The 17823-nt window shown below is 67.1% G+C and carries 16 protein-coding genes; 13 read left to right on the forward strand and 3 right to left on the reverse strand.

Annotated elements, in window-relative coordinates:
- The first annotated feature begins 32 nt into the window (after positions 1-32).
- Together GTP77_RS20390 and GTP77_RS20395 are read left to right on the forward strand one after the other, a co-directional pair.
- The gene (locus tag GTP77_RS20390) at positions 33-401 is read left to right on the forward strand and encodes a hypothetical protein (RefSeq protein WP_161073986.1); all 369 of its coding nucleotides are present in this window, start codon (positions 33-35) and stop codon (positions 399-401) included.
- A gap of 33 nt (positions 402-434) precedes the next feature.
- Positions 435-899, forward strand: coding sequence for an acyl-CoA thioesterase (locus GTP77_RS20395; protein WP_161073987.1), 465 nt, complete (start codon positions 435-437; stop codon positions 897-899).
- Positions 900-940: 41 nt separating this feature from the next.
- Here the strand turns inward: GTP77_RS20395 and GTP77_RS20400 are convergent, their stop codons facing one another.
- Together GTP77_RS20400 and GTP77_RS20405 are read right to left on the reverse strand one after the other, a co-directional pair.
- Positions 941-3808: a bifunctional diguanylate cyclase/phosphodiesterase gene (locus tag GTP77_RS20400; RefSeq protein ID WP_161073988.1), complete on the reverse strand. Its 2868-nt coding sequence runs from the start codon at positions 3806-3808 to the stop codon at positions 941-943.
- A 125-nt stretch (positions 3809-3933) separates the two neighbouring features.
- Positions 3934-4725 (reverse strand): spermine/spermidine synthase domain-containing protein, encoded by a 792-nt coding sequence (locus tag GTP77_RS20405; RefSeq protein WP_161073989.1) that lies wholly within the window; start codon positions 4723-4725, stop codon positions 3934-3936.
- Positions 4726-4874: 149 nt separating this feature from the next.
- Between GTP77_RS20405 and GTP77_RS20410 the strand changes: the two genes are divergently transcribed.
- The 11 genes from GTP77_RS20410 to GTP77_RS20460 all read left to right on the forward strand — a co-directional run bounded on the left by GTP77_RS20410 (position 4875) and on the right by GTP77_RS20460 (position 16257).
- Positions 4875-5150, forward strand: coding sequence for a hypothetical protein (locus tag GTP77_RS20410; RefSeq protein ID WP_161073990.1), 276 nt, complete (start codon positions 4875-4877; stop codon positions 5148-5150).
- A 33-nt stretch (positions 5151-5183) separates the two neighbouring features.
- Positions 5184-6347 (forward strand): GGDEF domain-containing protein, encoded by a 1164-nt coding sequence (locus GTP77_RS20415; RefSeq protein WP_161073991.1) that lies wholly within the window; start codon positions 5184-5186, stop codon positions 6345-6347.
- Positions 6348-6494: 147 nt separating this feature from the next.
- Complete coding sequence (locus GTP77_RS20420) at positions 6495-7949, forward strand: Ppx/GppA phosphatase family protein (RefSeq protein ID WP_161073992.1); 1455 nt, start codon at positions 6495-6497, stop codon at positions 7947-7949.
- Positions 7950-7951: 2 nt separating this feature from the next.
- Positions 7952-8776 carry a substrate-binding periplasmic protein gene (locus GTP77_RS20425; RefSeq protein ID WP_229202273.1) on the forward strand — a complete coding sequence of 275 codons (825 nt, stop codon included), beginning with the start codon at positions 7952-7954 and terminating at the stop codon, positions 8774-8776.
- Complete coding sequence (locus GTP77_RS20430) at positions 8776-11961, forward strand: hybrid sensor histidine kinase/response regulator (RefSeq protein ID WP_161073993.1); 3186 nt, start codon at positions 8776-8778, stop codon at positions 11959-11961. Before GTP77_RS20425 ends, GTP77_RS20430 begins: the two co-directional genes overlap by 1 nt.
- A 7-nt stretch (positions 11962-11968) precedes the next feature.
- Positions 11969-13108 carry a response regulator gene (locus GTP77_RS20435; RefSeq protein WP_161073994.1) on the forward strand — a complete coding sequence of 380 codons (1140 nt, stop codon included), beginning with the start codon at positions 11969-11971 and terminating at the stop codon, positions 13106-13108.
- A gap of 38 nt (positions 13109-13146) precedes the next feature.
- Positions 13147-13791, forward strand: coding sequence for a hypothetical protein (locus GTP77_RS20440; RefSeq protein WP_161073995.1), 645 nt, complete (start codon positions 13147-13149; stop codon positions 13789-13791).
- A gap of 94 nt (positions 13792-13885) precedes the next feature.
- A complete protein-coding gene (locus GTP77_RS20445) occupies positions 13886-14644 on the forward strand; it encodes a GNAT family N-acetyltransferase (protein WP_161073996.1) in 759 nt (252 codons plus the stop codon).
- 2 nt (positions 14645-14646) lie between these two features.
- Entirely contained in the window at positions 14647-15138 is a 492-nt protein-coding gene (locus GTP77_RS20450; RefSeq protein WP_228895954.1) for a molybdenum cofactor synthesis domain-containing protein, read from the forward strand.
- A 68-nt stretch (positions 15139-15206) separates the two neighbouring features.
- Positions 15207-15677 carry a nuclear transport factor 2 family protein gene (locus GTP77_RS20455; protein ID WP_161073997.1) on the forward strand — a complete coding sequence of 157 codons (471 nt, stop codon included), beginning with the start codon at positions 15207-15209 and terminating at the stop codon, positions 15675-15677.
- Between the two features lie 16 nt (positions 15678-15693).
- Positions 15694-16257, forward strand: a complete 564-nt coding sequence (locus GTP77_RS20460) for a TetR/AcrR family transcriptional regulator (RefSeq protein WP_161073998.1) — start codon at positions 15694-15696, stop codon at positions 16255-16257.
- Here the strand turns inward: GTP77_RS20460 and GTP77_RS20465 are convergent.
- Entirely contained in the window at positions 16241-17806 is a 1566-nt protein-coding gene (locus tag GTP77_RS20465; RefSeq protein WP_161073999.1) for a methyl-accepting chemotaxis protein, read from the reverse strand. The genes GTP77_RS20460 and GTP77_RS20465 overlap by 17 nt on opposite strands.
- Positions 17807-17823: the final 17 nt, after the last annotated feature.

Below are 17823 nucleotides of genomic sequence, written 5' to 3' on the forward strand. Positions count from 1 at the left end.
GAGGGCCGCAAGTCTCTTTTGGAATTTAGGCAATGAAAAACGAAAAACTCTCCGCCGATGAATATGACGCTTTGAAAGAAGTGTCGCGCGGCCTCAAGCTGGGCGAGCGCATCAGTGCATGCGTCGGCCGCAACACCAAACGCCTGTCCGGGCTGAAGATGTTCAGCATCGCCCGCAACGGCCACATCACCCTGACCGAAAAAGGCCAGCAAGCGCTGTTCCTGCGCCGCTGCGTGCTCGGCCTGCGCGCCGTGGCCGAAGGCGGCGACGTCAAGCTGGACAGCGAAGTGGCCACCTTCCTCGGCAAGAAAGCCCATATCGTGCCGCGCGAAGCGGGCGGCTACGACATCACCGACAAGGGCCGCGAGTCGCTGGCCGATATCGAAGCCCAAGGCATCTAACCCACCACTTCAAGGTTCGCTATGGATAGCGCAATGCACTGGTCGGCCCACGAGCTGACGATGACCGTACTGATGACCCCTGACATGGCCAACTTTTCCGGCAATGTGCACGGCGGCACCATCCTGAAGTATCTCGACAGCGTGGCCTACGCCTGCGCCAGCCGCTACTCGGGCGCGTATGTGGTGACGCTGTCGGTGGACCAGGTGATGTTTTTGCAGCCTATCCACGTGGGCGAGCTGGTGACCTTCCTGGCCTCGATCAACTACACCGGCAACACCTCGATGGAAGTGGGAATCCGGGTGGTGACGGAAAACATCCAGCAGCGCCTGGTGCGCCACGCGAACAGCTGCTACTTCACCATGGTGGCGGTGGACAAGGACCGCAAGCCGGTCGCCGTGCCGCCGCTGGTGCCGGAGACGGACGAGCAAAAAGCCCGCTACGAGCAGGCCAAGCTGCGCAAGGCCGCGCGCCAGCAGATCGCGCCCAAGCGCAAATAGCAAAAGCAATGCGCGGCGTTGCTAGCTGATTCGCGCCGCGCTCAGGCGGCCATGGTGGAACTGGCGGAATCGAGATGGCGGCCCTGGCGCGCCATGTGTTCGAACTGCTCCGGCGCCACGGGGCGGCTGAAGTAGTAGCCCTGGATGGCGTCGCAGCCGTGCTGCTGCAGGAAGTCCAGCTGTTCGCGGTTTTCCACGCCTTCGGCCACCACGCGTAGCTTCAGGTTGTGCGCCAGCGCGATCACGGACACCACGATGGCCGCGTCGTCCGGATCGGTGACGATGTCGTTCACGAAGGAGCGGTCTATCTTCAGCACGTCGATAGGGAAGTCGCGCAGGTAGGCCAGGCTGGAGTAGCCGGTGCCGAAGTCGTCGATGGACAGGGTCACGCCCAGCGCCTTGAGCTGGCGCAGCAGGCTGACGGCCTGCGCCACATCATTCATGAACACGCTCTCGGTCAGCTCCAGTTCCAGACAGGCCGGCGGCAGGCCGGTCTCGGCCAGCACCGCCGCGATGGTCTGCACCAGGTCCGGCTGGCTGAACTGGCGGGCCGACAGGTTGACCGCCATCCGCATCGGCGCATGGCCGTGGCTGTGCTCCAGCCATTCCCTGGCCTGCGCGCAGGCGGTGCGCAGCACCCAGGCGCCGATCGGCACGATCAGCCCTGTTTCCTCGGCCAGGCCGATAAAGCGCGCCGGCGACACCAGCCCCAGCTCCGGATGCTGCCAGCGCAGCAGCGCCTCGGCGCCGATAATGCGGCCGCTCTCCAGGTCCACCTGCGGCTGGTAGTGCAGCGCGAACTCGCCGCGCTCGAGCGCCTTGCGCAGCGCGTTCTCGATGCGCAGCCGCTCTTGCGCTTCCTCGTTCATGGCCGGCTCGTAGAACTGGAACATATTGCGGCCCATTTTCTTGGCCGCGTACATGGCGATGTCGGCGTGCTCGATCAGGTGCTGGGCGTTGCCGTTGCCGTCGTAGGACGCCACGCCGATGCTGCAGGTGACGAAGAATTCCTTGCCCTCCAGGAGCACCGGCTGGGCCACCGCCTGCATCACGCGCTGCACGATGTCCGGCGACAGCGCCGCGTCGTTCGATTCGCCCAGGATGGCCACGAACTCGTCGCCCGACAGGCGCGCCACCGTGTCGCTGCTGCGCACCGCCGTCTGCAGGCGCTCTGCCACGGTCTTGAGCAGCTGGTCGCCGGCCTTGTGGCCCAGGCTGTCGTTGACGAACTTGAAGCGGTCCAGGTCGATCAGCAGCACCCACATCGGATGACCGCTGCGGTTGGCGTAGGCGATGGCCTGGCCCAGGCGGTCCTGCAGCAGCGCGCGGTTGGGCAGGCCGGTCAGCACGTCGTGGTGGGCGATGTGCTGGATGCGCTGCTCGGACAGCTTGCGCTCGGTGATCTCGCTGCCGGTGCCGCGGTAGCCCTTGAACTCGCCTCGCGCGTCGTACACCGGCTCGCCGCTGGTGTTGTACCAGCGCAGCACGCCGTCGTCGCCGGTGATGGCGTATTCGAGGTTGGAGAAGGGCAGGCGCGCCTCCAGGCGGGCGATATGGTCGCGGCCCCAGCGCGTGCTCAGCATCTCCGGCGTGCTGTCCCAGCGGGTCCGGCCGATGAAGCGGCCCGGGCTGATGTGGCCTTTTTCAAAGAAGCCGTCGGTGATGCTGGTGAAGCGGAAGAAGGCGTCCTGCTCCCAGTACCAGTCCGATGACAGCGCCAGCAGGCGGCGGAAGCGCTGTTCGCTGTCGAGCAGGGCGCGTTCGGTGTGCTTGCGCATGGCCACGTCGGCGGCCAGGCGCTCGTTGGACAGGCGCAGCTCGGTGGTGCGCGCGTCCACCAGCATCTGCACGCGGCGCGAGCGCAGCACCAGGCTTTGCACCAGCGCCGCCATCAGCACGCTGAACAGCACGCCACCCAGCAGCGTGCACAGCGAGCCGAGGTGGGTGTCGATAAAGGGCTGGGGCAGGGCGGTCACGCGCATCTCCCACGGCTGGCCCAGCACGGTGTAGGTCTGACGGTACAGCGCGTGCTGGTGGAAGGCCAGCCAGCGCGCCAGCGGGTTGGCGGCGCCGGGCGCGTCGGGCAGCTCGCCGTGGCTGAAGACCAGGTTGCCGGCCTGCGCCGGCGCGCCGATGTAGACGCGCAGCGCCAGGCCGCTGTCGGCCAGCAGGCCGGCCGACTGCAGGATTTTGCTCACCAGCGAGGTGGCCCGGATCACGGTGGCGGTGTCGCCCTGCCAGGCGGCCTTGCGCTCGACCGCGCTGCCCACCGGCGCGCCGGCACGGTAGACCGGCGTCACCATCACCAGGCCGGGTTCGTTGCCCTTGGACTGGGCCAGCTTGAGCAGGCCGGTGGAACGCGGTTCGCCGGTGGTGAGGATCTCGTCGATGGCGCGCTGCATTTGCGGGGTGTAGCCGGAATCGAGGCCGAAGGCGCGCCGGTTGGCGTCCATGGGTTCCAGGAGGTGCACCACGTCGTAAGAGGGCCGCTCGCCGGCCGGACGCAGCACGCCGTTGTCATGCTCGGTGATGGTAAAGCCGGGGAACTCGCGCCGCATGTCGGCCTCGTAGGCCGGGCGCTCGGCCAGCGTCACGATGCGGTGGTAGTTGAAGGCCTGGATAAACGGGTATTGCTGCAGCAGCGGCGCGGTGAAGTCGTGGAACTGCTGGCGGCTGACCGGCGCGGCGGCCACGAACAGCTGGTTGGTCACTTTCAGCACCTGCACCGCCTCGTTCAGGCCGCGCTGGATGGCGCTGGTGCGCAGGTTGGCGCGTTGTTCGAAATCGAGTTGCATCTTGCCGTATTCCAGCGCCCCCACGGCGGCGAACAGCACGCAGGAGATCAGCAGGCCCACGGCCAGGGTGCAGGCCGCCGCAACAGTCAGGGTGGATTTGCGGCGACGTGTCATTACTTTCCTGTTCAGTGAAAAATTGGCGGAACCCGGCCCATGAGGGGCCGCCGCTAGTTTGTCACAGAATCTTGCCACATGGCATAATTTCACGCAAAAATAATTCCCTCGAACAACAACTATTACTATTTGGTAATACTTCCGAGCTGGCCGGGCCAGCGCAGCCGGAACACGGTCCAGCGCGCCAGCACGCGGTGCGCCAGGCCCCAGGCTGGCCCCCTGCGGTGCACGGTGCGCTGCAGCGCGCGCTGGGCCGGGGACGGCGGGGCGCCGGGGCTGGTTTTCAGCGCGAACAGCAGGCGGTTGTTGCCGGCGATGCCGTAGAAGCTGCCCACGCGCTGCTGGAAGCAGGCCCGCAGGCGGCGCAGCACGGCGGGGTATTGCGGGTCGTAGCTGAACACATTGGCCACCAGCACGCCGCCGGGACGCAGGGCGCGGCGGCAGTCCGCGTAGAAGCTGGCGCTGCTCAGCGCGGGCGGCAGGCCGTCGCCGTCGAAGCCGTCCACCAGCAGCACGTCGGCCGCCGCGCGCAGCCCGGCCAGGTAGCGGCTGGCGTCGGCGTGCACCACGCGGAAGCGCTCGTCGTCCGGCGGAATGGCGAATTGCGCGCGCAGCGCGATCACGTCGGCGCGCAGTTCGACCACGGTGATGCGGCTGTGCGGCAGGTAGCGGTAGCAGAACTTGGCCAGCGAACCGCCGCCCAGGCCGACCATGACGATGTGGGCTGGACGCGGCTGGAACAGCACAAAGCACATCATGGCGCGCGCGTAGGCCAGCACCAGCCGGTCGGGGTCGGCCAAGCACATTTCGCTCTGGATCAAGCCGGGCTGGAATTCCAGCGTGCGCAGGCCGCCGCGCGTGAGCACGCGCGGCGCTGCTGCCGTTGTTGCTGGCGCGGGGTCGGGAGTGGACTGCATGGGGCGCTGGCCTTGTTGTCAACCATTAAGTTCTGATAAGCTCGGGGAATTGTAGCGGAGAGCATGCGCCCGCGCATATTCATTTACACGCACACTATTTATCGGTACATTGCCGTCATAGGCAGCGGCCACCGCGGAGAGAGCACACCATGTTTTTAGATCACCCGACCATTACCGCCACAAACAGCTTCACCGAACCTGACCGCATCGAGCGTCTGGGCCGCGTTTATGGCTATGTGGCGGCGCTGGCTGATATCGCCGGCAAATCCAGCTTTATCGAGAAATTTTCGCAAATCCACGACCACAAGGGCACGCTGATCGTGTTCTGGCACGACGCCCCCACCGAGGACGAGAAGGAATTCTTCTCCAAGGCCTGGGCCAGCAAGATCGGCGACGGCAGCGCCAACGTCGAACACGAAGTCTAAGCGGGGCCGCAGGCGCGGCCCGGTGTCCCCGACATGGATATAAAAACCCTGGTATTGGCTCTGGCGCTGGGCAATCTGAGCCTGTGCGCCGCGCTGTTCTTCTTCCAGTACGAAAGCAAGAAGTCCCTCAGCCTGTCCACCTGGGCGGTCGCCAAGCAATTGCAGGCGGCGGCCTGGTTCCTGCTGTACCTGCGCGGCGTGCTGCCGGACATGCTGACCGGCCCCCTGGCCAATGTGCTGCTGTTCGCCGGCATGGCGCTGGACGCGGGCGCGCTGTGGGAGGCGGCCGGCCGGACGGGCTGGCGCCGCCTGCTGCTGCCTGCGCTGGCCGGCGCCGCCTTCGTCTACCTGGCCTGCCATTTCCTGGAAGTGGAGCCGGGCGCGCGCGCGGCCGCCGGCTTCCTCATTGTCAGCGGCTTCTTCCTGTCCGGCGTGGCCGCGCTGGCGCTGGCCTGGCGCGGCGGCTCCATGCTGCGGCGCTACCTGGTGGTCACCATGGCGGCGCTGAGCGTGCTGGTGGCCGGGCGCGGCCTGCTGGCCGCCGTGCATCCCGAGGGCTGGTCCTGGATCGGCCCCGGCGTGCTGCAGGGCGTGGGCTTCGGCGCGCTGTACCTGATGATGCTGACCAACGCCTTCGGCTATCTGCTGCTGTCGCGCGAAAAGCTGCAGTCGGAGCTGGCGCGCCTGGAGGTGATGGATGCGCTGACGGACGTGCCGAACCGGCGCGGCTTCTACCAGGCGCTGGCGCCGTGGATGGCGCTGGCGCGCCGCCCCGGCATGCCCACCGCCCTGATCATCCTCAATATGGACCAGTTCAAGCGCGTCAACGACAGCTACGGCCACACCGTGGGCGACGTGGTGCTGAAGGCCATGGCCGACATCTGCAAGAAGCAGCTGCGCGACAGCGACCTGATGGGCCGCCTGGGCGGCGCCGAATTCGCCATCCAGCTGCCGCGCACCACGCAGCAGGACGCCGCCATGGTGGCCGAGCGCATCCGCGCCGCCATCGCCGAGCAGCCGGTGCGGGCCGACAAGGCCATGATCAGCGTCACCGCCAGCATGGGCGTGACCACCATCCGCGCCGACGACAGCACCGTCACCCTGTTCAAGCGCGCCGACGGCGCCTTGCAGCAAGCCATGCTGGCCGGCGCCAACCGGGTGATGGAAGCGCCGGACGTGACCATGGCCGAAGTGTAGCGCTTGCCGGCCAGGCCCTTCGTCGCGCACGGGAGACAGACTGTCATCATCGCGTCATAATCGAGCCGTACTGTGGTAGCATTTTCATATAAACAGTATAAATCGATGCTGGAATCAATACACGGACCCACACCTGGAGCAGTCAGCATGTACGCAGCGGTAGACCTGGGTTCCAATAGTTTTCGCCTCGCCATCGGCAGGCACGACGGCGACGAGATCCGCGTCGTCAAGACGGCGCGCGAGCCGATCCGCCTGGCGGCCGGCCTGGACGCCTCCGGCAACCTGACCGAGGCGGCCATGCAGTCGGCCCTGTCCTGCCTGAAGAACTTCCGCGCCGTGCTGGAAGCCTACGAGCTGGAAGCGGTGCGCGTGGTGGCCACCTCCACCCTGCGGCTGGCGCGCAACGCCGCCGCCTTCCTGCCCGCCGCCGAGCAGGCCATCGGCCAGCCCATCGAAATCATCTCCGGCGAGGAGGAGGGGCGGCTGATCTATATGGGCGTGTCCAACGCCCTCAACCTGCCGGGCGAGCGGCGCCTGGTGATCGACATCGGCGGCGGCTCCACCGAGCTGATACTGGGGCGCGGCAGCGACATCGAGCGCGTCGAGTCCTTCTCCATCGGCAGCGTCAAGCAAAGCCTGTCCTTCTTCGTCGGCGGCCGGGTGGACGGGCCTTCGTTCGAGGCGGCCATCCTGTCGGCGCGCAGCCATTTCGAGGACGCGGCGCCGCCATACCATCCCGAATACTGGAAGAAGTGCTACGGCTCGTCCGGCACCATCCGCGCCATTGCGGACATCATCGAGAAGAACAAGCTGGGCAACGGCGTGACGGCGGTCAGCCTGGAGGCGCTGAAAAAGCGCTTCATCGCGGCCGGCCACGTGAGCAAGATGGACATGCCGGGCCTGCGCCCGGACCGCGCCGGCACCATCGTCGGCGGCCTGGCCGTGCTGATCGCGCTGGTGCATGAACTGGGCGTGGCTACGCTCACGCCGATAGAGGCCGGCCTGCGCGTGGGCGTGATGTGGGACCTGCACCTGCGCTCGACCAAGCGCGACCGGCGCGACCAGTCGGTGCGCGCCTTCCTGCAGCGCTTCCAGGTCGACGAGGCGCGCGCCGACCGCGTGGCCGAATACGCCGGCGCGCTGTACGCGCAGATGAAACCCGTCACCGACAACTACACGCGCCTGCTGTCCTGGAGCGCCCTGCTGCACGAGGTGGGCATGGCGGTGTCGCAAACCGGCTACCACAAGCACGCCTGCTATATGGTGGAGAACGCGGACCTGCCGGGCTTCACCACGCGCGACCAGAAAACCATGGGGCGCCTGATCGTGGCGCAGAAGGGCAATCTGCGCAAGGTGGGCGAGTTCCTGGCCGACGCGGATTTCGCCAAGGCCGTGGTGGCGCTGCGCCTGGCCATCCTGTTCATGCATTCGCGCATAGAGATCGATTTCACGGAGCTGAGGCTGCGCATGAAAAACCGTATCGAACTGGAGCTGCGGCGCGAATGGGTGACCGGCCATCCGACCGTATCCTACTGGATGGAGAAGGAGCAGGAGCTATGGGACGAGGTGGGCGTGGATTTCAGCATACGGGCCACGGCCTGACCATGATGGGCAGCCGCCGCGCCATACGCACGCTGGCTGTCCTGGCTTGTTGCGCGCTTTCCGCCGCATCCGTCCCCGCCGCTGCCGCCGAACCTGCGGCCCGGGTGGAGACCGTCACACTGTGCTTTGAGCGCGCCAACGTCATCCCCTGGCGCACCGAGCAGCTGGGCGGCCTGAATTTCGAGCTGCTGCGCATGGTGGAGCAGCGCCTCAACATCCATTTCGATTTTCAAAGCGTGCCCTGGAAGCGCTGCCTGGCGCAGCTGCAGGCCAACGCCTACGACGGCGCTTTCGCCGTCAGCTATGTGCCCGAGCGGCGCGCGCTGGGCGTGTTTCCCGGCACGGGCAGCACCGGCACGGGCAGCGCCGACAGCGCCAAGCGCATGCACGTGGACCGTTACATGCTGTTGCGGCGCAAGGGCAGCGCCGTGGAGTGGGACGGCAAGGCCTTGCGCAAGCTGCAAGGGCCGGTCGGCTTCCAGCTCGGCTACTCGGTGGGCGAGGTGCTGCGCGGCCTGCATGTGGAAGTGGACGAAGGCAGCCAGCGGGCCGACGAACTGGCGCGCAAGCTGATACTGGGCCGGCTCGGCGCGGCAGCCATGGGTGGCAGCGACACCGCCGCCATCATGCGCGGCCCGCTGGCGGCCGAGCTGGAAGTGCTGCCGTTGCCGCTGATCGAAAAACCTTATTACCTGGTACTGTCTCATGGCATGGCGGAACGGCGGCCGGAACTGGCTCAGCGCATCTGGACGGCGATGGCGCAGGTGCGCAATAGTCCGGCCTACAAGAAAATCGAACAGGCGGCGCAGGAAGGCGGGAATAACTGATGCGCCGCTTCCTGCTCAGGGCTTGGCGCGAGGACATCCTGCTGCGCCTTGCCACGGGCATTTTGCTGGCGGTGGTGCTCACCACGGCGGTCTACACCACCTACGCCGCGCACACCTTGCGCGCCGAAGCGGAGCAGCACCTGCGCGAGCGCGCCGACCACCTGGCCAGCGTGCTGGCGCAAACCCTGGCGCGGCCGCTGTTCGACATCAACAGCACCGCCGTGGCCGGCGTGGTGGAGGCCATGCAGGCCAGCCCCGAAGTGCTGGACCTGCGTGTGCTGGGGCCGGGCGGCGAGGAGCTGGCCCGCCTGCACGCCGGGCGCGGGGTAGCGCTGGACGCCATCCACGTGCGGCGCGCCGTCGACTTCGAATACGGCAAGCGGAACTACCCGGTCGGCACGCTGGAGCTGGCGTTCTCGCGCCAGCAGGTGGACTTGCAGCTGCGGCGCCAGATCACGCATACGGTGGTGGCCAACCTGCTGCTGGCGCTGGCCATCGTGGGGTCCATCCTGCTGGTGGGGCGCAAGGTGATACGGCCCTTCGCCGACATCCAGAACGCGCTGGAAAAACTGACGGCGGGCGAGGCCGACATCAAGCTCTCCGGCATAGACCGCGCCGACCAGGTGGGCCGCCTGTCCAAGGCCGTGTACAGTTTCCGCGACACGCTGGCCCGGCTGGGCCAGGCCGAGCATGAGCTGCGCGAACTCAATAGCCACCTGGAGCTGAAGATCGCCGAGCGCACGGCCGAACTGACCCGGGCCGTGCAGCTGGCCAGCGACAGCCAGAAGCAGCTGGTGAAGGCCAACCAGGCGGCCGAGGCGGCCAATGTGGCCAAGTCCGAATTCCTGGCCAATATGAGCCACGAGATCCGCACGCCCATGAGCGCCATCATCGGCATGGCCTACCTGGCCCTGCGCACCGGGCTCACGCCCAAGCAGCACGACTACGTGAGCAAGATCCACCGCGCCGCCATGTCGCTGCTGGCCATCATCAACGACATCCTGGATTTCTCCAAGATCGAAGCGGGCCGGCTGGACGTGGAGCACGTGCCTTTCTTCCTGGACGACGTGCTGGCCAACGTGGCCAGCGTGACGAGCCAGCTGGCGGCGGACAAGCGGCTTGAGTACCTGTTCCACGTGCCGCCGTCCATACCGCGCCACCTGGTGGGCGATCCGCTGCGGCTGGAGCAGGTGCTGATCAACCTGGTCAACAACGCCGTCAAATTCACGCCCGCAGGCGAACTGGAAATGACCTGCATGCGGCGCGACGCGGTCCCGGGCGAGCATACCGCGCTGCTGCGTTTCTCGGTGCGCGACACCGGCATCGGCATGACGCCCGAGCAGATGGCCAAGCTGTTCCGGGCCTTCAGCCAGGCCAACGGCTCCACCACCCGCGAGTACGGCGGCACCGGCCTGGGGCTGTCGATCTCGCAGCAGCTGGTGCGGCTGATGGGCGGAGAGATCACCGTGGAAAGCGTGCCGGGGCAGGGCTCCATCTTCCGCTTCGACCTGGAATTCCCGCTGACCGCGCAGCCCGAATATCTCGAACACGCCGAAGTGGCGCCCGCCGCGCTCAATGGCGTGCGCCTGCTGCTGGTGGACGACAGCCCGGCGGCGCTGGAGATCCTGGCCGAGTCCATGCGCGCGCTGCCGCTGCGCACCGAGACAGCCGCCAGCGGCGCCGAGGCGCTGGCCTGCATCGCGGCGGCCGACAAGGCGGGCGACCCCTACCGGCTGGTGCTGAGCGACTGGCGGATGCCGGACATGGACGGCGTTGAATTGGCGCGCCGGGTGCAGCAGGATGCGGCGTTGAAGGAACGGCCCCGCATTGTGCTGGTGACGGCGTTCGGACGCGAGGAAGTGCAGCGCGAGGCCGAGCAGGCCGGCGTGGTGGGCTTCCTGTTCAAGCCTATCGGGCAGTCGGCGCTGGTGGACACGCTGGTGTCGCTGCTGTCGCCCGGCTTCACCCAGCGCGGCGCGGACCGCAGGTCGGAGCGCGACCGCCGCATGGGCGACCGGCGCCATGGGCAGGCTTCCGCCGCCGAAGCCCTGCCGGGCCAGCGCTATGCCGCGCGCGTGCTGCTGGTCGAGGACAACGCGGTGAACCAGCAGATCGGCGCGGAGCTGATGGCCACCCTGGGCATCTGCGTGGACATGGCCGGCAACGGCGAGCAGGCGCTGGAGATGCTGCGCGAGGCCGGGCCGGAAGGCTATGCCCTGGTGCTGATGGACCTGGAAATGCCGCTGCTGGACGGCCACGCCGCCACCCGGCGCCTGCGCGAGGACAAGGATTTCGACGCGCTGCCGGTGGTGGCGATGACGGCGCACGCGCTGCCCGACATCCGCGAGCGCTGCCTGGCCGAAGGCATGCAGGACTACATCACCAAGCCGATAGAGCCGGACCGGCTGTATGCCTTGCTGGCGCGCTGGCTGGGCATCGCCCGCCTGGCGCCGGCACAGCCGCCGGCGGCTGAAACAGCGCTGGCGCCCGGCGCGGCGGAGCGCTACCGTGCCGCCGGCAAGCCTTCCGCCGGCGCGCAGTTCGCCATCGTGCCGCCGGTGCTTGAAGGATTCGACACGGCGCTTGGCCTGCACCACGTTGCAGGCAATGCCGCGCTTTACCTGCAACTGCTGGACAGCTTCCGCCAGTCCCAGGCCGGAACGGTGGCCGAAGTGCAGGCGGCCCTTGAGCGCGGCGACAGGGACGAGGCGCGCCGCATCTCGCATACCCTGCGCGGCGTTGCTGGCAGCTTGGGCGCCACCGTGCTTGAACGCGAGGCCGCCGCGCTGGATGCCTTCCTGGCGCAGGACGAGTCCATGCAGGACGCCGCGCCCCAACTGGCCGCCATGGAGCAGGCCCTGACCGGCGCGCGCGCCGCGCTCGACCGCCACTTCCTTTCCGTCCCAACGGCGCAGCAGCGCTTCAGCCATGACGGCGGCCCAGGCAGTGGCCCAGACCCGGCGCTGGCCTTGGCCGACGCCGTCGCCGCGCTGCGCAAGCTGCAATCGCTGCTCGCCGAATTCAGCGGCGACAGCACCGACTGTTTCGACAGCGCGCGCCCCGCGCTGGCCACGCTGCTGTCGCAGTCCGCGATGGACCGCCTGGCCGCATACATGGCACACTATGACTTCGCCGCCGCCAGCCAATTGCTGGCCGCCGCCGCCAACCAACTGGATCCTGAATGAACGCCATATGAACGCCAAACAGACCGCCCGCCCAGTTATTCTGATTGTTGACGACACCCCGGACAACATCACGCTGCTTTCCAGTCTGCTGAAGGACAAATACACCACCAAGGTCGCCAAGGACGGCGCCACCGCGCTGCAGATCGTGGAGGCTTCCAAGGTCGACCTGATCCTGCTGGACGTGATGATGCCCGGCATGGACGGCTACGAAACCTGCCGCCGCCTCAAGCAGAATCCCGCCAGTGCGGACGTCCCGGTCCTGTTCCTGACCGCCAAAAGCCAGCCCGAGGACGAGGCGATGGGCCTGCGGGCCGGCGCGGCCGACTACCTGACCAAGCCTATCAGCCCGCCCATCCTGTTCGCGCGCGTGGCCACGCACCTGAAGCTGCGCGCCGCCAACCTGAGCCTGAAAGCTGAGAACGCCGCCCTGGAGAGCCTGGTGCAGGAGCGCACCGGCCAGCTCTCGCTGCTGCACGATGCAACGGTCATGGCCATGGCCACCATGGCGGAAACGCGCGACAGCGAGACGGGGGAGAAAACCGGCAACCACATCCGCCGCACGCAGAACTACGTGGCCGCGCTGGCGCGCAAGCTGCAAAGCCATCCGCGCTTCGCCGCCGACCTGACCGACGAGAACATCACGCTGCTGTACAAGTCCGTGCCGCTGCACGACATAGGCAAGGCCGGCATGCCGGAGGCGATCCTGCTCAAGCCGGGCAAGCTGGACCAGGAAGAATTTGAAATCATGAAGCTGCACGCCGTGCGCGGGCGCGACACGATACGCCAGGTGGAGGAGTATATCGGCGGCAGCAACGGCTTCCTGACTTATGCCCGCGAGATTGCGCATTCGCACCAGGAGAAGTGGGACGGTTCGGGCTATCCGGAAAAACTGGCGGGGGAGGCGATACCGTTGTCGGCGCGGCTGATGGCGGTGGCGGACGTGTACGACGCGCTGATTTCGCGGCGCCTTTACAAGCTGCCCTACAGCCATGCGGAGGCGGTCGAGATCATGCAGGACGGGCGCGGCAGCCACTTCGATCCGGACATATTGGACGCATTCCTCGCCATAGAGGCCAGTTTCGCCGACATTGCGGCGCAGTTCCGCGACGCGGAAAACGGCAAGAACGAGCACGCCGGCGAGAAATAGTATATATTGTTTATATTGTTGAATATTCTGGAGTTGAAATGACCAAAACTGTTAGCGCTGTCAAACCGGCGGAAACCACCCCGAAAACCGTGGCCGCTCCTGCCGCTCCTGCCGCTCCGGCGGCTGCAGCCAAGGCAGCTGCGCCTAAAGCCGCGGCAGCCAAGGCCAATGGCGCCAAGCCGGCCGCTGTGAAAGCCGTTGCCGCCAAGGCCGCACCGAAGGCCGCCGCCGCGAAAGCAGCAGTGCCGAAGCCAGCCGCCAAGCCGGCCGCGCCCAAGGCCGCCGCCAAGGCAGCAGCTCCGAAAGCCGCCGCCCCGAAAGCCGCCGCTCCGAAAGCCGCCGCCCCCAAGGCCGCCGCTCCTAAAGCATCCGCTGCCAAAGCCGCTGCTCCCAAGGCCGCCAAAGCCGCTGCTCCTAAAGCCGCCGCCAAGTCCGCCGAAGCGCCGGCCAAGGACAAAGCGCGCAAGGAAAAACTGGTGCGCGACAGCTTCACCATGCCGGAAACCGAATACGCCGTGCTGGGCCAGGTGAAAAAAGCCGCCCTGAAAGCCGGTTTCGAGATCAAGAAGAGCGAGCTGCTGCGCGTTGGTGTTGCCTTGATCAGCAAGGTCGACATGGCCACCCTGAAAGGCGTGCTGGCTTCCCTGCCGCAACTGAAAACCGGCCGCCCGAAAAAGGCCTGAGCCGTTGCATGTAACCAAAGTGACATAGCTTTGTCACAGTCTTGAAGTATTCCCCGGCTACGCTTGCTTCGTTCTCAACTCACAAGGACGAAGCATGCAACAGCCTATCTTACAGACGGAAATCCGCACTTCCTCCGCCAAGCTGTCGCTCAGCATGGCCAGCACGGCCGAGGAGCTGCGCGAGGTGCAGCGCCTGCGCTACAAGGTCTTCATCGAAACGATGGGCCTGACCGCGCTGGCCAGCGAAGACGGCCTGGACAGCGACGAGTTCGACGAACACTGCGACCACCTGATCGTGCGCGACACCAACACCCTGCGCGTGGTGGGCACCTACCGCCTGCTGAGCGCCGCGCGCGCCCACAAGCTGGGCCGCGTCTACTCCGAGAATGAATTCGACCTCAGCCGCCTGAACAACGTGCGCAGCCGCATCGTGGAAGCGGGCCGCGCCTGCATCCACCCGGACTACCGTGGCGGCAGCGTCATCATGCTGCTGTGGTCCGGCCTGGCCGAATACATGCGCCGCGAGCGCTGCGACTTCCTGGCCGGCTGCGCCAGCATCAGCCTGGCCGACGGCGGCCACAACGCGGTGGCGGTGTACACCTCGCTGGCGGCCAAGCATATGGCGCCGGTGGAATACCGCGTCACCCCGCACCTGCCTTTCCCGTACAGCAAGCTGGAAGCCGCGCAAAGCCCCCAGATACCACCGCTGCTCAAGGGCTATATGCGTTCGGGCGCATGGATCTGCGGCGAACCGGCCTGGGATCCTGATTTCGAAAGCGCCGACCTGTTCCTGCTGATGCCGCTCGCCAATCTGGACAGCCGCTACGCCCGCCACTACGGCGTGGAGGGCTGACAGTGGCTGAAGCAATCAGCCTGCGCTGCGCGGTGCTCAGCGTGAGCAGCGCGCACGGCGCGGCCAGGGACGGGGCAGGGGAGCTGCTGGCCGCGCGCGCGCAAGCGGCAGGGCACAGCGTGGTGCGCCGCGTCTGCGTGGGCGACGGCGTGGACGAAGTGCGCCGCATGCTCAGCGACTGCATCGCCGACCCCGAGATCCAGGTCGTGCTCAGCTCCGGCGGCAGCGGCTTCGCGCGGCGCAATGCCGTGCCGGAAGCGGCGGCCGGCCTGCTGGAGCAGGAAATACGCGGCTTTGGCGACTTGCTGCAGCACCTGGTCTACAGCGCCGTGGGCAGCACCATCGTGCAATCGCGCGCGCTGGCCGGCTACGCCAACGGCACGCTGGTGTTTTGCCTGCCGGGCGTGGTGGGCGCCTGCGCGCTCGCCTGGGACCGCATTATCAGCGCCCAGCTTGCCGTCCCGCTCCGGAAAAACAGCTTGCATCCGGCCTGAACACGGATTATATTGATTGTACTGATCGGTACATGTCGTACCGATCGGAACAATCATAGGAATCCATCATGTCCACTCGTCCTCCTCTGCCCCCGTTCACCCGCGAAACCGCCATAGAAAAGGTCCGCCTGGCCGAAAACGGCTGGAACACCCGCGACGCCGAGAAAGTCGCACTCGCCTATACCGAAGACAGCTGGTGGCGCAACCGGGGCGAATTCGTCCAGGGCCGCGCCGCCATCGTCGGCCTGCTCAAACGCAAATGGACGCGCGAGCTGGACTACCGCCTGGTGAAAGAATTGTGGGCGCACGACGGCGCCCGCATTGCGGTCCGCTTCGCCTACGAATACCATGACGACTCCGGCCAGTGGTTCCGCGCCTATGGCAACGAAAACTGGGAATTCGACGAGAACGGCCTGATGCACCACCGTCACGCCAGCATCAACGAAACGCCGATCAAGGAGTCGGAGCGCAAGCTGTTCTGGGACGCCAGCGGCCCGCGCCCGGCCGACCACCCAGGCTTGACGGAGCTGGGTTTCTAATAGCACAGGAATAGCAATGGCAAGAATGATCGCAGAGCGGGCCGACGTGGTGCCGCTGGTGGCGGAGGTGTTCCGCACCTTTGGTTTCGAGGGCGCCAGCCTGGCCCGCATTACCGAAGGTACGCGGCTGGGAAAGGGCAGTATCTATAACTTCTTCCCCGGCGGCAAAGAGGAAATGGCCGACGCCGTGCTGGGCGAAATCGACGCCTGGTTCCGCCTGCGCGTGTTCGAGCCCCTGCACGAAGGCGCCGACCCTGCGGCCGGCATCGCCAATATGTTCGACGAGGTGGAGTGCTACTTCCTGTCCGGCCGCAAGGTCTGCCTGGTGGGCGTGTTCGCGCTGGGCAACGAGCGCGACCGCTTTTCGGTCCGCGTGCGGGACTACTTCGCCGCGTGGATAGACGCGCTGGCCAGCGCGCTGGTGCGCACCGGCATGGACGGCGCGCAGGCGGCGGCGCTGTCGGAGGAGGCGGTGGGCGGCATCCAGGGTGCGCTGGTGCTGGCCCGCGCCCTCGACCGCCCGGAGGTGTTTGTGTCCGCGCTGCAGCGCATGCGCGCGCGGCTTAGCGCGCCAGCCTGAAGATGCTCACGGCCGCCGCCAGCTGCTCGGCCTGATCCTGCAGCGACGCGGCCGCGGCTGCGGCTTCCTCCACCAGCGCCGCGTTCTGCTGCGTCACGTCTTCCATCTGCGCGATGGCGCTGTGCACGTTCTCGATGCCGCCTTGCTGCTGCTCGCTGGCGGCGGCGATGTCGGCCATGATGCCGGTGACGCGGCGCACGCTGTCCACCACGTCCACCATGGTGCCGCCGGCCTGGCTCACCAGCTTGCTGCCGCTGGCCATTTTCTGCACCGAGTCGTCGATCAACTGCTTGATTTCGTGCGCGGCGGTGGCGCTGCGCTGCGCCAGGCTGCGCACCTCGCCCGCCACCACGGCAAAGCCTCGCCCCTGTTCGCCGGCGCGCGCCGCTTCCACGGCGGCGTTCAGCGCCAGGATATTGGTCTGGAAGGCGATGCCGTCGATGACGCCGATAATATCCACAATCCGGGCCGACGAGGCGTTGATGGCCGCCATGGTGTCCACCACCTGCGCCACCACCGCGCCGCCCTGTTCGGCGATGCTAGAGGCCGACTGCGCCAGCTGGTTGGCTTCGCGCGCGTTGCCGGCGTTGCTGCGCACATGGTCGGTCAGGGCCTGCATGGCCGCCGTGGTCTGGCCCAGCGAGGCGGTCTGCTGCTCGGTGCGCACCGACAGGTCCAGGTTGCCGGCGGAAATCTGCGCCGCGCCGGTGCCCAGCGTGTCCACCGCCGTCTTGATGCCGGAAACGGTGCGCGCCAGCCGCTCCTGCATGGCGTGCATGTCGGCCAGCAGGCTGCCGCTGTCGCCGGTGCGCAGGGCGATGGGCACATTGAGCTTGCCGGCGGCGATTTCCTTGCACACGCTGGCGGCGTAGTCCGGCTCGCCGCCAAGGCGCTTGAGCAGGCCGCGCAAGATCACCACCGCCACCGCCACGGCCGCGCCCAGCGACAGCAGGAACAGTGCCAGCAGCCCGGCATGGGCCGAGGCAATGCTGGTGCGGGCGGCCACCTCGTCGTCTTCGGTGCGCTTGACGGCGAGCTGCACCACCTCGTCGACCGCCTTGCGGTGCAGCTCGTACTGCGCGCCCATGCGCGCCAGTACGGCAGTGGCGGCATCGCGGTCGCCGCTGCGCAGGGCGGGCAGGTAGCTGTCGAAGGCCAGCGCGTAAAAGGCCAGTGCCGGCTCGTGCGCGCGGCGCAGCAGGATGTCGCCCAGCGTGGCGTCCAGGCCGGCTTGCTGCCAATAGGTGTGGCGGGTGTCGTAGTCCTTCTTCAGCGCCTGCAGGCGCGTGGCCAGCGCCTGCTGGCCGGCGCCGTCGGCGGCACGGTCCAGCTGTAGCGCTACCAGATAGGATTCAATAATGTATTCGGGCGGCGGCAGCACGTCCGCCACCAGATCCTTATTCTGGACAATATTCTGATACAGCGGCCCGTTCACCTTGAGTTGGCTGAGCGTGTGGAAGGACCAGTAGCCATAGGCGGCGAAGCCGAACACGAAAATGCCGAGGAGGAGGGCGAAACGGTGGGAGAGCTTGAAGCGAGGGGATTGCATGCCTGGTATATGCTGAA

This window comes from Pseudoduganella aquatica, from assembly GCF_009857595.1.
GTDB lineage: Bacteria > Pseudomonadota > Gammaproteobacteria > Burkholderiales > Burkholderiaceae_D > Rugamonas > Rugamonas aquatica_A.

Excerpts from the sequence above, each read along its gene's own strand:
- GTP77_RS20455 (WP_161073997.1), top strand. The coding sequence starts at position 15,207 with ATGTCCACTCGTCCTCCTCTGCCCCCGTTCACCCGCGAAACCGCCATA.
- GTP77_RS20425 (WP_229202273.1), top strand. The coding sequence starts at position 7,952 with ATGATGGGCAGCCGCCGCGCCATACGCACGCTGGCTGTCCTGGCTTGT.
- GTP77_RS20460 (WP_161073998.1), top strand. The coding sequence starts at position 15,694 with ATGGCAAGAATGATCGCAGAGCGGGCCGACGTGGTGCCGCTGGTGGCG.
- GTP77_RS20415 (WP_161073991.1), top strand. The coding sequence starts at position 5,184 with ATGGATATAAAAACCCTGGTATTGGCTCTGGCGCTGGGCAATCTGAGC.
- GTP77_RS20395 (WP_161073987.1), top strand. The coding sequence starts at position 435 with ATGCACTGGTCGGCCCACGAGCTGACGATGACCGTACTGATGACCCCT.
- GTP77_RS20465 (WP_161073999.1), bottom strand. The coding sequence starts at position 17,806 with ATGCAATCCCCTCGCTTCAAGCTCTCCCACCGTTTCGCCCTCCTCCTC.
- GTP77_RS20400 (WP_161073988.1), bottom strand. The coding sequence starts at position 3,808 with ATGACACGTCGCCGCAAATCCACCCTGACTGTTGCGGCGGCCTGCACC.
- GTP77_RS20435 (WP_161073994.1), top strand. The coding sequence starts at position 11,969 with ATGAACGCCAAACAGACCGCCCGCCCAGTTATTCTGATTGTTGACGAC.
- GTP77_RS20430 (WP_161073993.1), top strand. The coding sequence starts at position 8,776 with ATGCGCCGCTTCCTGCTCAGGGCTTGGCGCGAGGACATCCTGCTGCGC.
- GTP77_RS20420 (WP_161073992.1), top strand. The coding sequence starts at position 6,495 with ATGTACGCAGCGGTAGACCTGGGTTCCAATAGTTTTCGCCTCGCCATC.
- GTP77_RS20405 (WP_161073989.1), bottom strand. The coding sequence starts at position 4,725 with ATGCAGTCCACTCCCGACCCCGCGCCAGCAACAACGGCAGCAGCGCCG.
- GTP77_RS20410 (WP_161073990.1), top strand. The coding sequence starts at position 4,875 with ATGTTTTTAGATCACCCGACCATTACCGCCACAAACAGCTTCACCGAA.
- GTP77_RS20445 (WP_161073996.1), top strand. The coding sequence starts at position 13,886 with ATGCAACAGCCTATCTTACAGACGGAAATCCGCACTTCCTCCGCCAAG.
- GTP77_RS20390 (WP_161073986.1), top strand. The coding sequence starts at position 33 with ATGAAAAACGAAAAACTCTCCGCCGATGAATATGACGCTTTGAAAGAA.
- GTP77_RS20440 (WP_161073995.1), top strand. The coding sequence starts at position 13,147 with ATGACCAAAACTGTTAGCGCTGTCAAACCGGCGGAAACCACCCCGAAA.